We start from the raw sequence: 13,330 nt of genomic DNA, 5'->3' as shown, positions 1-13,330 counted from the left end.
CTATCAGGGCTATCGCAACCCTGAGAACTTTATCGTTGTGTCGGATGCCTATCCCACGATCACGGCAATGTCGGCCGACCTGATTCTACCGGCGGCCATGTGGGTCGAAAAGGAAGGTGCCTACGGCAATGCCGAGCGCCGGACCCATGTCTGGCATCAATTGGTCGATGCTCCAGGCGAGGCGCAATCGGACCTTTGGCAGATGGTGGAGTTTTCCAAGCGCTTCACGACGGATGAAGTCTGGCCAGCTGAAACGCTGGACAGCCATCCGGAATATCGAGGCAAGACACTATTCGATGTCCTGTTCAAAAACGGCAAGGTCGACCAGTTTCCGCTTGAAGAGATTAGCAAGGACTATGCCAACCGGGAGGCGGACGCATTCGGTTTCTACATCCAGAAAGGCATGTTCGAAGAATATGCCGAGTTCGGACGCGGTCATGGACACGACCTCGCGCCCTATGACCTCTATCATGAGGTCCGTGGCTTGCGCTGGCCGGTGGTCGATGGCGAGGAAACCAAATGGCGGTATCGCGAGGGCTATGATCCCTACGTCAAGCCCGGGGAGGGTGTGAAATTCTATGGCCGCAAGGACGGCAAGGCGGTGATCCTCGCGGTCCCCTACGAGCCGCCGGCGGAATCTCCGGACGAGGAATTTGACGTTTGGCTCGTGACCGGTCGCGTTCTGGAGCACTGGCATTCCGGCTCGATGACCATGCGCGTGCCGGAGCTTTTCAAGGCCTTCCCCGGTGCCTGCTGCTTTATGAATGCGGATGACGCCCGCAAGCGAGGCATTAACCAGGGCGCCGAGGTGCGCATCATCTCAAGGCGCGGCGAAATCCGCTCGCGCGTCGAAACACGCGGCCGTAACCGAATGCCGACCGGCGTTATCTTCGTCCCGTGGTTCGATGCGAGCCAGTTGATCAACAAGGTCACGCTCGACGCCACCGATCCCATTTCCAAACAGACGGATTTCAAGAAATGCGCAGTCAAAATCGTTCCCGTCGTCTGATCCGTGGCCCGATCCGATTGGTGGCAGCCTTCGCCGCTCTGTTCATGGCGACCATAGTGGTGGCGCAAACGGTTCCGCAGCTTTCGGGCAGTCCGGGCCAGATGGAGACGTTGCCGGCAAAGCCGTTGCCGAAATGGACTGTCGATGACATCCGCAAGATGCGCGCCTATCCGGATCAGCCGCCCGTCATTCCACATTCGATCGAAGGCTATCAGCTCTCGGTCAACTCGAACCGCTGCCTTTCCTGCCATAAGCGCGAATTTACCGAAGGCTCCGGCGCGCCCATGATCAGCGTGACGCACTACATGACGCGAGAAGGGCAGATGCTGGCGGACGTGTCGCCACGCCGCTATTTCTGTACGGCCTGCCATGTGCCGCAGGCACAGGTCGGTCCTCTTGTTCCAAACCGCTTCCGCGACATGAGCGAGATGGGCGTCAAGCATCTCGGGGAGCAGGAGCACTAAGCATGGGCAAACTAAAAAGACTTGGGGCGTGGATCTGGAAAGTTCTCAGCACCCCGGCAGCCACATTGAGCCTTGCGTTTCTCACGCTCGGCGGTTTCGTCGGGGGGGTCATCTTCTGGGGGGCATTCAATACAGCGCTCGAAGTTACCAACACCGAAGCCTTTTGCGTCAGCTGTCATGAAATGCAGGCAAACGTCTACGAAGAACTGACACGGACGGTGCACTTCTCGAACCGCTCCGGCGTGCGGGCATCCTGCCCGGATTGTCACGTGCCACACGAATGGACTGACAAGATTGCCCGCAAGATGCAGGCCTCGAAGGAGGTCTGGGGCAAGATCTTCGGTACGATCAATACGCGCCAGAAGTTTTTGGATGAACGGCTGCGGCTTGCGCAGCACGAATGGTCACGTCTGAAGGCCAATGACAGCCTGGAATGCCGTAATTGTCATTCTTCGGTCGCCATGGATCTTTCAAAGCAGACGCAGCGAGCGGCAGATATCCACACACGATATCTTCTGAGCGGCCGGGCAACCTGCATAGACTGTCACAAGGGTATTGCTCACGAACTCCCCAACATGCAGGGCGTCGAGCCGGGCTGGCAGATGCCTGATGAGCTGGAAGGGGATGTTCTGCCCAGCGCGTCCGCAGTGGACGAACTCAGACGGGCAATGGACCGCGCCCATGTGGGATTGGTCAGCACCAACCAGTAATGGTGCCAACCGTCCGATCGGACCGGGCGCGTTCTTCCGCCAAGGGGTAGCCTAAAGCCAGGCTACTCACAGCGCTGCAGAATTGGCTGTATCGCGTGCCCGGGTTACCCACGCCGCACCGACCTTGGCATGATGGAAGCCATTGGATAGCGGAGCCGCAGGGTAGATGTGACGAAGCCGCTCTATAGCCTCGTCAGGCGCCAGGGCACCATCGAGAACGGACCGGTAGAGCGCGGCAATTGCCACCATGTCACAGTCCTGCGGTGACAGACGGAATGATGTGATGCCGCAGGCGGTGAGATCGGCAAGCTCGCCAAGCAGCGTCTGGCAGGTGTGAGAAACTGTCTGCACACCGTTCAGCACCAGAAACGATTGGCCGTCAAGTGTCCGTACAGGCAGACCGTCGGGCTCTTCGCCGCACACGAAAAGGCAGTTGTCCTTGATCTTTCCTTTTGATCTGGCGTGCGCACATCGAGCCGAAATTGCCAGAGGGATGCGTCCGAACGCGAAGACCTCGAATGCGACATCCGGGCCATCGGCGGCAATTCGACGAACTGAGGCGAAGGGCAATTCCGGGGGCAGGCAAATACGCCCAGCACCCCGGCTATGCAGTAGCCGGGCCGTGGGAGCGTTGTAAACGTTCACGAGCGGTCCAACCGCGTGCGGCTTGCCATTCAACAGGCCCAGTGCGGACAGATCGTTGGCCTCTATCAGATGATCGCTGCCCTCAATCAGATCCCGGATCTGGCGGCTCTCGCGCTCCAGAGTGACAAGAGCCATCGTGGACAGGATGACGGTCTTTCCGGCTGCTTCCAATCGCTCCACCACTTCTGCCAGATGTGGCTCGATAAAGTGTTGTCGCTTGGAACAGACAGTTTCGCCGATCACCACGCGGTCAAAAGCTGCCTCATCGGCAACGCGAAAGTGGAAATCGCGCCACTTTGGTCCGTCCCACAGGTAGTACACGGGGCCCATGGTCAGAGAAGGCGAGTGGGTATTAGGCATGGTTTATCTCCAGCGCTTGTTATAGGCACCCGACGTCGTCTTTTGCCCTTCACTGAGACCTTTCAAGCGAGAGAGCAAAGCGGCCCGTCGTTGCGGGTTGGCCGACAGAGCTTCCTTCAAGGTCTTGACGACTTCGGAGACGTAAGCCTTGCCTCGCTGACGGCCTTCTATCTTCAACGCGCAGACACCTGCGGCTGTGAGTGCGTCGAGTTCGCCCATCACGTCGAGTGAGACGGGGTCTTCGAAAGCATAGCCTCGTGTGTCGCCGACATCGAACCGACCCTTGCATAGAGTGGGATATCCCGCTGCCTCACCCGACGAAAAGCGGTTGATCGTGTAGTCGCCAAGCTCTGATACGAGCGCGTCCGCCTCCTTGCGATAGTGCACATGGCTTGCCGGAGAACACACGCCGTTCATGTTTGGCGATAGTCCGGTGGCGTAGGATGAAAGCGAACAGCGTCCCTCTGCCATGACGCACAGCCCCCCGAAGACGAAGACTTCTATCTCGCAGCGGATCTTCGGCGCGATACGGGCAATATCGGCTATGGTGAGTGTGCGGGGTAAAACAACGCGCTTGGCGTTGAAGGCCTCCACGAGGAAATTGATCGCGTCCACGTTTGACGCGGAGGCCTGTACCGACACGTGCAGGCGTTGTGCAGGATAGATCTCTGCGACATGCGCCATGAGGCCGAAATCGGCCAGGATGAGCGCATCGACGCCAAGCGCCACGGCATCTGCGGCAGCGCGGTACCAGATCTCCTCGTCGCCGGCACGCATGAAGGTGTTGAGGGCGACGAATGTCTGGGTGCCGCGGCTGCGCGCATAGCCAACGGCTTCGCGCAACTCCTCTCGGGAGAAGTTCAATCCGGGGAAGTTCCGGGCATTCGTCTCGTCGCGAAAGCCACAGTAGACCGCATCAGCACCGGCATCGACCGCCTCGCGGAATGCTGCCGGGGTCCCGGCTGGGCAGATTAGTTCCATTCTTGGCCCTCCTTGGCGAGCGCGTGGCGCCGGAAACGTTCGCCGAAACGAAGGAATAAAGGTGCAAACGGGCCGGCGAGCGGAGCCAGGTCGCGTGGCAGGTCGATTGCGAAGTCATCGAGTGCGTTGCGCATTGCCAGTACGGCCTCCATGTCACCCGTCACGTTGAGGTCCCGCGAAAAGAACAGGGCGTCAGCATCACTGCGGCCCTCCAGCAGCGCAAGCAGCATGAACAAAGGCCCTTCGACGGACGCATCGACGGGATGGGAAATCTGACCCTTGCGTCTTGTCAGGATGGAGTTATCCGACGGCCGGACAATGAAAACGATGGGTAACTCATTGGGAATGAAAGCGAAGCTCTTGGTCCTGTGCTCCCCCAAGCGTTCAAACAAGCCTGGATGTTGCTTGAGCAACCGATTGAACAGCATGCGGGAGGTTTGCTCGAGCACACCTAGCGGTAAAATACTGATTGGGACGGCTAGGGTTGCTGCGAGTTTCATGTTGGCATGTCCTGATGGAATCGCGCGAATGTTAACGCCCGCAGACCAAGCCCCGTTTGCGCTAGAACAAACGGCCGCCGACTTCATCGAAATGGTGAGCGGAAAAGTTTTGGTGGATTCATGGCGTTGAGAGCTTCAGCCTTCAGCTGGGCATCGGCTTTCACAGGGGGTGCGGGTTGGGATCACCGTCGGGAGAGCGACGAACGAACGAAGGTCAGCTCTTCCTCGACTACCTCGTTGTTGCTGTCGAGGATTGCGCGCCACATCCGGTTTCCAAGGCGAACGCTTAGCCTGTGGGATTGCGCGTCTTCACCTTCGCCGCGTTCCACAGTGCTGTGGACGAGTTTGGCTCTCAGTCGGTCTCTCAGCTCTTCATCGGAGAGGCCGAAGCGGGCCGCAAGTTCGGGTGATGCCAGGACAAAATCACCGTTTGCGTCGCGGCTGATCTGCATTCCAGTCCCCCGTCTCTCGTCTGCGTCAGTTTGCTGCTATGTAGTTGCGATTTGGGCCACCTGATGGAGGTTCCCCTTCCCAGGATCGTGCAATGGGACCGTCCGGCAATGCAAGCAGATCTATCGCCCGACAGGCCAGGTCATCTATGATTTGCTCGACAGTCTGCGGCTTGTGGTAGAAGGCTGGTGTCGGAGGCATCACGATTGCCCCCATCTCCGTGACTGCGCACATGTTTCGCAAATGGCCGAGGTGCAGCGGCGTTTCCCGCGCAAGCAGCACCAGTCGCCGCCGTTCCTTGAGCTGCACGTCGGCCGCACGCGCTACCAGCGTGTCGGCGTGACCACAGGCGACAGCGGAAAGCATATGCATGGAACAGGGAGCTATGATCATCCCTCGTACATGGAAAGAACCACTGGCGATCGCCGCACCGATGTCCCCAGAGGGATATACTCTATGGCTCAGGGATCGGATATGCGAAAACGCCTCCGCCCCCACCTCATGAACCAGGGTGCGTTTGGCTGCGTCGGAGACGACCAGATGGATTTCTACCGATTGGAGATCGGCGAGCCGTTCCACGATTCGTACACCAATGGACGCTCCGGAAGCGCCGGATATGCCGACGATGACCCTCTCATGCACGGTCATGGGGTTCGCCCAAGTCCAAGGGTCGGCCAGAGCGAATCCACGCGACTGACCACATCAGGCGACATGGCCAGTATCCGTCCCCATTCCCGGTCCGTCTCCGTGCCCAGCTTTGTGGTCGCATCGAGGCCCATCTTCCCGCCGAGGCCGCTCTTCGGGGATGCGAAGTCCAGATAGTCGATCGGCGTGGAATCCACCTGCAGGATGTCCCGGCTTGCGTCGAACCGGGTGGCCAAGGCCCACATGACATCGCCCCAGTTCCGGACGTTTATATCCGGATCAACGACAATGATCAGCTTCGTATAGGTGAACTGTGGTAAGACCGACCACAGGCCCATCATTATTCGCCTAGCCTGTCCAGGGTAGCGCTTGTCGATGGAGACGACCATCGTGCGGTAGGAGCATGCCTCGGGCGGAAGCCAAAGGTCCTTGATCTCAGGGAAACGTTGCGTGATCAGCGGTACGAACAGCTCGTTCATTGCTTCGCCGATACGGGATGGTTCGTCTGGGGGGCGACCGGTGAACGTGGAGAGATACACCGGTTCGCGCCGCATGGTGATAGTCGATAGCGTCAGGACGGGAAAAGCCTCGACCGAGTTATAATAGCCGGTGTGGTCGCCGTAGGGACCCTCATCGGCGGTCTCCACTGATGAGACGTAACCTTCGAGCACGATCTCTGCTGATGCCGGCACGGGAAGAGGAACATTTACGCCTGAAACGACGGACTGACGGCGGCCTTGCAGGACACCAGCAAAAGACAGCTCGCTCATGTGGTCGGGCAGCGGCATGACTGCGGCGAGAATTGTTGCGGGATCTGCGCCGATGACTACGGCGACGGGCATGTCTCTCCCTTGAGCCTTCCACATTCTGTGGTGTCGGGCGCCGCCGCGATGGGCCAGCCATCGTACGATCAGCCGGTTGCCGCCAAGCTTCTGCATGCGATAGATGCCCACATTGATGTCGGAAGGATCATCGGGAGCGCAAGTTATGACTAGCGGCCACGTGACGAGAGGGGCTGGCTCGTCCGGCCAACATGTCTGTATCGGCAGCCGATCGAGGTCCACGTCCGGACCCTCCCAGATAACCTCCTGGCAAGGTGCTTGAGATACCTGGCGCGGCCTGAGAGACAGAGCGGCCCGTAGATGGGGAAGCTTTGACCAGGCGTTACGCATGGAGGTGGGTGGCCTCGGCTCCTGCAACTCCCCAAGAAATGCGCCGAGTTTGGGCAGCGCGCCAGCGCCGACGCCTAAACCCCATTCGATCCGTTCGCGGGATCCGAATAGATTGACGAGGACAGGCATCGAGGAAACATTTCCGGCTGCATCGACCGGTTTCTCAAAAAGTAGCGCCGGACCATTCTCGACTAGAACCCTGCGGTGGATTTCCGTGATTTCATGGACTAGCGAAACCGGTTCGCAAATGCGCTTCAGATGCCCCCTTTGTTCGAGGAACGCCAGGAAAGCTCTGAGATCGGTATGCCGGGGAGGGACTGGCTGATGCGTGTTCATGTCGCCGTCTCTACTGGAAAAGACGTATGCAGTCTTTGCGGCCGCGCAAGAACGACGGCTAATCGGATCACGCCGCGGTTTATCTCCCTAAAGACAAGACTGCTCGATCGGGCTCAAAAATTCGCGACACTTGACGACGACGTCAGCCGGTATCTGGACTCCTTTGGTAAAGGACTACCGGCAGAAATGGCATGCCTCTGGCATCGGATCAGGTGCTGTCCTTTCGACGAAAACTCGTCCGTTTTGCGAAGGCCATGTCCTTGAACGTCGGGCAACGTGCAGTCTCGAGCAGGCGGATTGAGAACCCAAAAACTTGGCTCGGAGGCAACAATTTCCTCCGGCAGATAAGGATAGACCTTGCGCATTCCCACAGCTGCATGGTCGCTCCTCCCAAACAGGTTCAGGCCGCCCACGCCTGCAGCCTCGAGTTTTTCTTTGAGGGCAAGCATCTGGTGACGAACCGGAGGTTGGACGGCAAGGGCGCTTGATCGCCCCGTTCCATTGTCCAGATATCGAAGGATTGCCCAGAATTCCGAGGGACTGTTGGTCAGCATGATCGAGTCTGTTGCTGATCGTTCTTCCCAAGTGCCAACAAGCTCGCTGTATCCCTCCTTTTCGAACCTCGCGGTATAGTTGACGCTCGCTATGAACATAAGCATCAGGACCGCCACTGCCGTCGTCTGTTGTATCGGCATTCTGGCCCGAAAGACCGCATCGGCATAAATGCCCAAAGCGATGGCTGCAAAGGGATGAAAAAGACCGAGCGTCCGGTAGATGAACACCGGTTTGAACAGCATCGAGATCCATATCAGCACGCAAAGCGGCAACAAGACCAGCATTCCTGCCGTCCACCGCGCGCGTGGCTGCGTCATGGGTAGCAGGAGAATGAGCGGCAAGATGAGGAAGCCTGCCACCGTGGGCCATGGGAACTCCATCCCGAGAAGCGTCAGGGTTAGATGAATCCCGATCGTGGGCAGATCCCAGGCCGCGATGCCCTCAGTTTGCCGGATCATCCCGATGGCCAGGGGATAGAGAGCGCCAAGTGCGACGAGTGCATAGGCTGCGATCAGGCGGAACATCTCGCGCCGGTGAGCGAGATACATCAGCCGTAACGCCGTGCTTAAAAACAGGAAGAATGCGACGAAAAAGCCAAGCCCATGCGTGAAGGTCAGGGCGAGACCCAGACCAAGGACGGCCCACAGGTGTCGCGTCGATGCACGGCCGTCCTGCTCGATCCTCTGGAGAACATACCATAGGCCGATCGCCAGGATCATAACCATAGGGTACATGCGTACATTCTCTGCGAAGAATAGCTGCAGCGGCATCAGCGCGAAAATCGCGGCTGCCCAGATCGCCGGTCCGAAGCCGAAAAATTTGCGGCAGGACATGAAAAGCACAGCGATGGCAGCAATGCTCTGCAAGGTCGAATTCATGATGAACCAGCGATCACTATCTGCGACGGCTGCCCAGCCATGCAGCTGAAGATAGTAGAGGGGTGGATGTGTATCAAACCTCAGGGTTGCAAGGACGACATCCACTAGCGGGCTCTCCGCAAGAGAGACCGAGAAAATCTCATCGGCCCATAGAGAGGGTTCCATGAGAACATTGACGATCCTCAGCGTGACGCCAGCAAGGATCAAGAGGGTCAGGAAGACAACCAGAGGTCGTCGCCGGCTTGTATCGATGTCCATGCTTTCCCGCGCTCCGAAACGGCAACCAACCGATGCAACCTCGCCTGTGGTCGGGCGGCTCTACTGCTCGCTCCGATACGTCCCCGCGTTTCGTTGATCTTAGGCCGGCGCTTCGGCTTCTGCCGATTCCTCCTTTAGGGGGTGAATCGGTCCTGCGGTCGCTTGCGTCAGGATGGGTGAGACCATTTCACACTATGCTCTACGCCTTTCGGACAGGCTGAAGCATCGCTGTTCGACTTGTATCTTCCTGTGATGGGCAGGTCTTGCGACCGCGCTGACTAAAACTTGGAGAGATGATGACCCTTCCCCTTGGCGAGATGATCATAACGCCGGCGCAGCACCGGTCGAAACGGCTTCGATCCCGGACCGCTTTCCGATCGGCGATGCTCGCCGCGCTACTGGCATTTCCCACTATCGTGCATTCGCAAGGTGTCGAAGCGGGCGTCTCGCGAGACTCGGCGCAGGTCTTTTATTCTGGCCACAGTCTCATAGACAATCCGTTGCCCGACTGGGTCGAGCTGATCGCGGAAAGTCTTGGCAAGAAGATCAGCTGGGAACAGCAGATGATCCTGGGCTCGCCAGTGAGGCTTCGCACACGAGGGGAGGGTTCGACCGGATGGAAGGGCTACCATTATGGAAAGAACCGTGATGGCGAGGGGCTCGACGTTATCGAAGAACTACGTGTTGGCCGCAGCGCTGGGACAGATCACCCCTATGATACCCTCGTTGTGGCGGAGAACCACGGTCTTCTCGGTTCGATCATCTGGGAAAATTCCGTGGGGTATCTCCGGCACTTCCACGACAGGCTGATCGATGCCAATCCGTCAGGCAGGACCCTCTACGTTCACACTTGGCTGGGAATAGACAGGGATGATCCGCAGAGCTTCGTAAGTCGCGAAAGCGGCATCTCGCGTATATGGGAATGCGTCGCCGAAAGGGTGAACCTCTCTTTGGAAGCAGAGAAGCGTCCAGCCAACCTGTCGGTTGTACCGGCAGGCTCGGCACTTGCCATTCTCGTTCAGCAGGCTCTCTCAGGCAAAGTCGCAAACCTGACGGGAAGCCAAAAGGAAATATTGGATGGGATCTTCCGCGATGACGTTCACCTGACGGATCCGGGGATCTATTTCCTGGCGGCGATTCAGTATGCGTCGATCTACGGCCAGTCCCCGGAGGGCGCAGCGGTACCCGGTTCCGTGCCCGCAGAGTTGGCGGCAGAGCTGCAAACTCTGGCCTGGGAGGTCGTGGAACGCTTTCGCGAGAATGGGCGACCAGAAATGGCGGAATGCCGTCGTATCATCGTCGATTCCGTGTGCAAGAGCTACTGGAGCTTTACCCAGTCCTTTGACGAGATCGGCCGGTGCAAGGGATACTTTTCGCAGACCAAGCCCGAGCCGGGCGGCAATCCGTTTATCTGGCCGGATGCGCAGTGGACCGCGCTTCCCGCTCCACCGTGATGTGATGTGGGGCGCGTGCCTTTTGTCCATGGGATCAGAGATCGAAGTACTGTGTAGGACGGATTTATGGCTCGATGCGACGCTTGGCGATGGGTGGTGCGCTGAATGCCTGAACATATCAGGGCACTGCTCTACATCCTGATTTTGGCAATGCCGGCATTCTTTGTGGCGGGTCGGCTGGCGATCCCGCTTGTCGGTGCCAGGGAATTTGCGCTCTGGAGAAATACGTGGATCGTCGCGACGTGTCTTGCGTTTCTCACGACGAATTTCCTGATCTTTGTAGCCCTGCTGACGTTCGTCATATTCTTCGTACGAAAGAGGGCGGATCAGCCGCTGCATCTGTACATCATCCTGATGTTTGCGGCGCCTTGCGTTTCAGCGGGTGTGGGGGTTCCAGGCCTTTTCAACCGGCTGATTGACCTGAACCTTCCCCGTGTTCTGGCGCTTGTGATCCTCTTGCCTATCGCCATCAAGCTCTGGTCTCAGCCGGAAATGAGAAGAATACGTGGCATTGACGTTCCCGTCATCGGTTTCTGCCTGATGCTTTGCCTCTTGGCGTTACGCCACGGTGATTTCAATTCCGTCTTCAGAGTTGTTCCGAGTTATGTGATCGATATCCTGCTGTCCTATTTTGTCTTCAGCCGCTCCATTCGCTCGGGTGATGCGCTGAATCGATGTCTGGTCGCATTTGTTGTTGCGGCCATGCCCTTGGCGCTTGTTGGAGTTTTTGAGTATCTCCGGGACTGGCGAGTCTACTACGTCGTTGTCCTGCGATGGGATCTCACGCTGATCAGCCCTTACGTTTTTCGCGACGGGTCGCTACGCGCGGCTGCCACTGCTGTCGAACCCATCGCATTCGGCTTCTTGTGCATGGTTGGCGCCAGCGCATTGATAGCCGTCCGATCTGCCAAGACCGGTGTTCTTTGGTGGTGGATAGCTATGGCTATGTTGGTGGGCGGGCTTTTCGCGAGCCTTTCCAGAGGGCCGTGGCTCGGATTCGCCCTTTGCGTCGTGGTCGTCATTTTGGCCAACCCAAAGACTCTAATCAAGCTTTGCCTGCTTGCCGTCCCAATCGCTGCTGTGATGCAGCAAATAGGGCCCGTGGCGATGATTGATCGTTTCATCAACCTTCTCCCATTCGTGGGGCATGCCGACGAAGGCAGTGAAGCTTACCGATCCGAGTTGCTGGACAATGCGCTTCTCGTGATCGGACACAACCCACTGTTCGGCTCGCAGGATTTTCTGAGCGCTCCCGAATTGCAGATCATGATCCAGGGCCAGGGCATCATCGATATCGTCAATAGCTACATCCAGATCGCTCTGGAATACGGCTTGGTGAGCCTTACTCTCTTCGTTGCGTTCTTTGGGGCCATCCTTGCAAACCTCGCCTATCTGACCTTGACCGACAGGCGAGCACCCGTGCGTTATCACACCGTTTTGGGATTGATGCTCGGGATACTCTTCACGATCGCGACGACAAGCAGTGTGTCAATCATACCGCACATCTACTGGGCCATGAGTGGATTGAGTGTAGCCGCGATCGGTATGGCACGAGCCCGCAGTTTCAATGCGCCGGTCGCAACCACCATACAACGACATTCTGAAACGCGAAGTGAGACGCCTGATCCGATCAGTCCTCCAGCGGTTGCTGCCATGCGTGTCCTGGGGCGCGGGATCTAGCGGCACACGTATGTGGCGAAGTCATCGAGCAAAGTGTCAGGAAGGGTCATTGGTTGAAGAAGGCGAACATACAAGGTCTGGTCGCGGCGGCGGACGATGGCTCGTTCAGCAGCCGAATTCGCGCGTGGCGCCTGTTTGGTGGCTTCGCCTGCACCGCTCTGACGGCAGCTTCCCTGCTATTCGCGGACTCTTATGCTGCAGAAATGCGGATGGACACCAATAAGCCGCTTGGGCCGCCTCCGCCGATAACGGCATCGGACGTTTCGGCCTTTATTTCCGGACATAGTCTGACGGCGGTGCCGTTCCCCGTTTTCCTCAGCGAGATGACATCAAGCACGGGGCGGACAATGGACTGGAGCATGCAGCAGGCCAGCGGATCCTCGATAAAGGATCGCCTGGTGATGGGGCACTCCTTCCACGGCAGTTCAAAGCCGTACGATATTCTGATCGTGACCGAGATGCACGCCTTGCTGGATTCGTTGATGTGGCATGAGACCAGTGCGTCGCTAATTGACCTGCATAATCGGTTCATCGCGGCCGCGCCCACAGGACAGACCTATTTCTTCACACCCTGGCTTAGCTTGTCAGACCGCAAGGACCCCCGGAGTTGGATAGACTATGAGCGTCGGGCGTTTCCGGTTTGGGCGTGCATCATTGAACATCTGAACGAGCGGCTTGCGAATGACGGTCGGACCGACCGGATTCACATACTGCCCGCTTCCCTGGCTTTGGCTTTTCTGATCGATCGTCTGCAATCATTGCCGAAACCCACGCATGGTGCGGGTCCCGAGGCGGATGAAGGCCGATGGATCGCGTCCATTTTTGACGATGATGTCCACCTCAGCGCGCTTGGGAACTACTATCTTTCTGTCATCAGCACGACGTGGATTGTTGGCGCTAAAGCGGAAAACCTTCCGATGCCGACGTCTGTCGATGGCCCCGATGCCGATCTGGTTAGAACCATCGCGGGTGAATTCGCCACGCATTTTGATCAAGCTCAACTGGACGGACGGCAAGCTTGCCAAGCACGTGCACGTTTCGCCTTCATCGGCCACTACATACGCTACACAAACGCAAACCTGAGCTGGAATGACTTCCCTGCCTTGACAAAGGAGGTGGTCAGACTGGTGCGGTTCGCCTGGCATTTCAGGCGCAGCTTTCACATTGACCCACGGTCCTCGTAGCGCTCTATTTCCTTACCACTTCGCTTATCAAGGTAGGCCCGCCGACGGA

General features: G+C 58.0%; 13 protein-coding genes. 6 read left to right on the top strand and 7 right to left on the bottom strand.

What is annotated here, in order from left to right; genetic code table 11:
• The 3 genes from LH464_RS19700 to LH464_RS19690 form a co-directional block, all read left to right on the top strand.
• The coding region (locus LH464_RS19700; RefSeq protein WP_226788117.1) for a molybdopterin dinucleotide binding domain-containing protein at positions 1-1,009 on the top strand (1,009 nt) is incomplete at its 5' end.
• Entirely contained in the window at positions 979-1,473 is a 495-nt protein-coding gene (locus tag LH464_RS19695; RefSeq protein WP_226788116.1) for a nitrate reductase cytochrome c-type subunit, read from the top strand. The genes LH464_RS19700 and LH464_RS19695, both read left to right, overlap by 31 nt.
• A gap of 2 nt (positions 1,474-1,475) precedes the next feature.
• The gene (locus LH464_RS19690; RefSeq protein WP_226788115.1) at positions 1,476-2,183 is read left to right on the top strand and encodes a NapC/NirT family cytochrome c; all 708 of its coding nucleotides are present in this window, start codon (positions 1,476-1,478) and stop codon (positions 2,181-2,183) included.
• A gap of 66 nt (positions 2,184-2,249) precedes the next feature.
• Here LH464_RS19690 and ubiV read toward each other — a convergent pair whose 3' ends face one another.
• From ubiV to LH464_RS19655, 7 genes are all read right to left on the bottom strand, one after another.
• Positions 2,250-3,188 (bottom strand): ubiquinone anaerobic biosynthesis protein UbiV, encoded by a 939-nt coding sequence (gene ubiV / locus LH464_RS19685; protein WP_226788114.1) that lies wholly within the window; start codon positions 3,186-3,188, stop codon positions 2,250-2,252.
• 3 nt (positions 3,189-3,191) lie between these two features.
• The gene (gene ubiU, locus LH464_RS19680; protein ID WP_226788113.1) at positions 3,192-4,169 is read right to left on the bottom strand and encodes a ubiquinone anaerobic biosynthesis protein UbiU; all 978 of its coding nucleotides are present in this window, start codon (positions 4,167-4,169) and stop codon (positions 3,192-3,194) included.
• Complete coding sequence (gene ubiT / locus LH464_RS19675; protein ID WP_226788112.1) at positions 4,160-4,669, bottom strand: ubiquinone anaerobic biosynthesis accessory factor UbiT; 510 nt, start codon at positions 4,667-4,669, stop codon at positions 4,160-4,162. Before ubiT ends, ubiU begins: the two co-directional genes overlap by 10 nt.
• Positions 4,670-4,851: 182 nt before the next feature.
• Positions 4,852-5,121, bottom strand: coding sequence for a DUF6522 family protein (locus tag LH464_RS19670; protein ID WP_226788111.1), 270 nt, complete (start codon positions 5,119-5,121; stop codon positions 4,852-4,854).
• A gap of 25 nt (positions 5,122-5,146) precedes the next feature.
• Positions 5,147-5,767, bottom strand: coding sequence for a UbiX family flavin prenyltransferase (locus tag LH464_RS19665; protein ID WP_226788110.1), 621 nt, complete (start codon positions 5,765-5,767; stop codon positions 5,147-5,149).
• Complete coding sequence (locus LH464_RS19660) at positions 5,764-7,272, bottom strand: UbiD family decarboxylase (RefSeq protein WP_226788109.1); 1,509 nt, start codon at positions 7,270-7,272, stop codon at positions 5,764-5,766. The genes LH464_RS19665 and LH464_RS19660 overlap by 4 nt, the downstream gene beginning before the upstream one ends.
• Positions 7,273-7,385: 113 nt before the next feature.
• Entirely contained in the window at positions 7,386-8,963 is a 1,578-nt protein-coding gene (locus LH464_RS19655) for a glycosyltransferase family 39 protein (RefSeq protein ID WP_226788108.1), read from the bottom strand.
• A 296-nt stretch (positions 8,964-9,259) separates the two neighbouring features.
• Here LH464_RS19655 and LH464_RS19650 point away from each other — a divergent pair, with 296 nt between their 5' ends.
• From LH464_RS19650 to LH464_RS19640, 3 genes are all read left to right on the top strand, one after another.
• The gene (locus LH464_RS19650) at positions 9,260-10,417 is read left to right on the top strand and encodes a hypothetical protein (RefSeq protein ID WP_226788107.1); all 1,158 of its coding nucleotides are present in this window, start codon (positions 9,260-9,262) and stop codon (positions 10,415-10,417) included.
• A 105-nt stretch (positions 10,418-10,522) separates the two neighbouring features.
• Positions 10,523-12,097, top strand: coding sequence for an O-antigen ligase family protein (locus LH464_RS19645; protein ID WP_226788106.1), 1,575 nt, complete (start codon positions 10,523-10,525; stop codon positions 12,095-12,097).
• A gap of 53 nt (positions 12,098-12,150) precedes the next feature.
• On the top strand, positions 12,151-13,281 hold the full coding sequence (locus LH464_RS19640; RefSeq protein WP_226788105.1) for a hypothetical protein: 1,131 nt from the start codon (positions 12,151-12,153) through the stop codon (positions 13,279-13,281).
• Positions 13,282-13,330 lie beyond the last annotated feature (49 nt).

It is taken from the genome of Pseudorhizobium xiangyangii (assembly GCF_020531965.1).
In the GTDB taxonomy this organism is placed as follows: Bacteria; Pseudomonadota; Alphaproteobacteria; order Rhizobiales; family Rhizobiaceae; genus Neorhizobium; species Neorhizobium xiangyangii.
The sequence above is the reverse complement of the archived record's forward strand: the minus strand, read 5'-3'. Positions and strand labels throughout refer to the sequence as shown.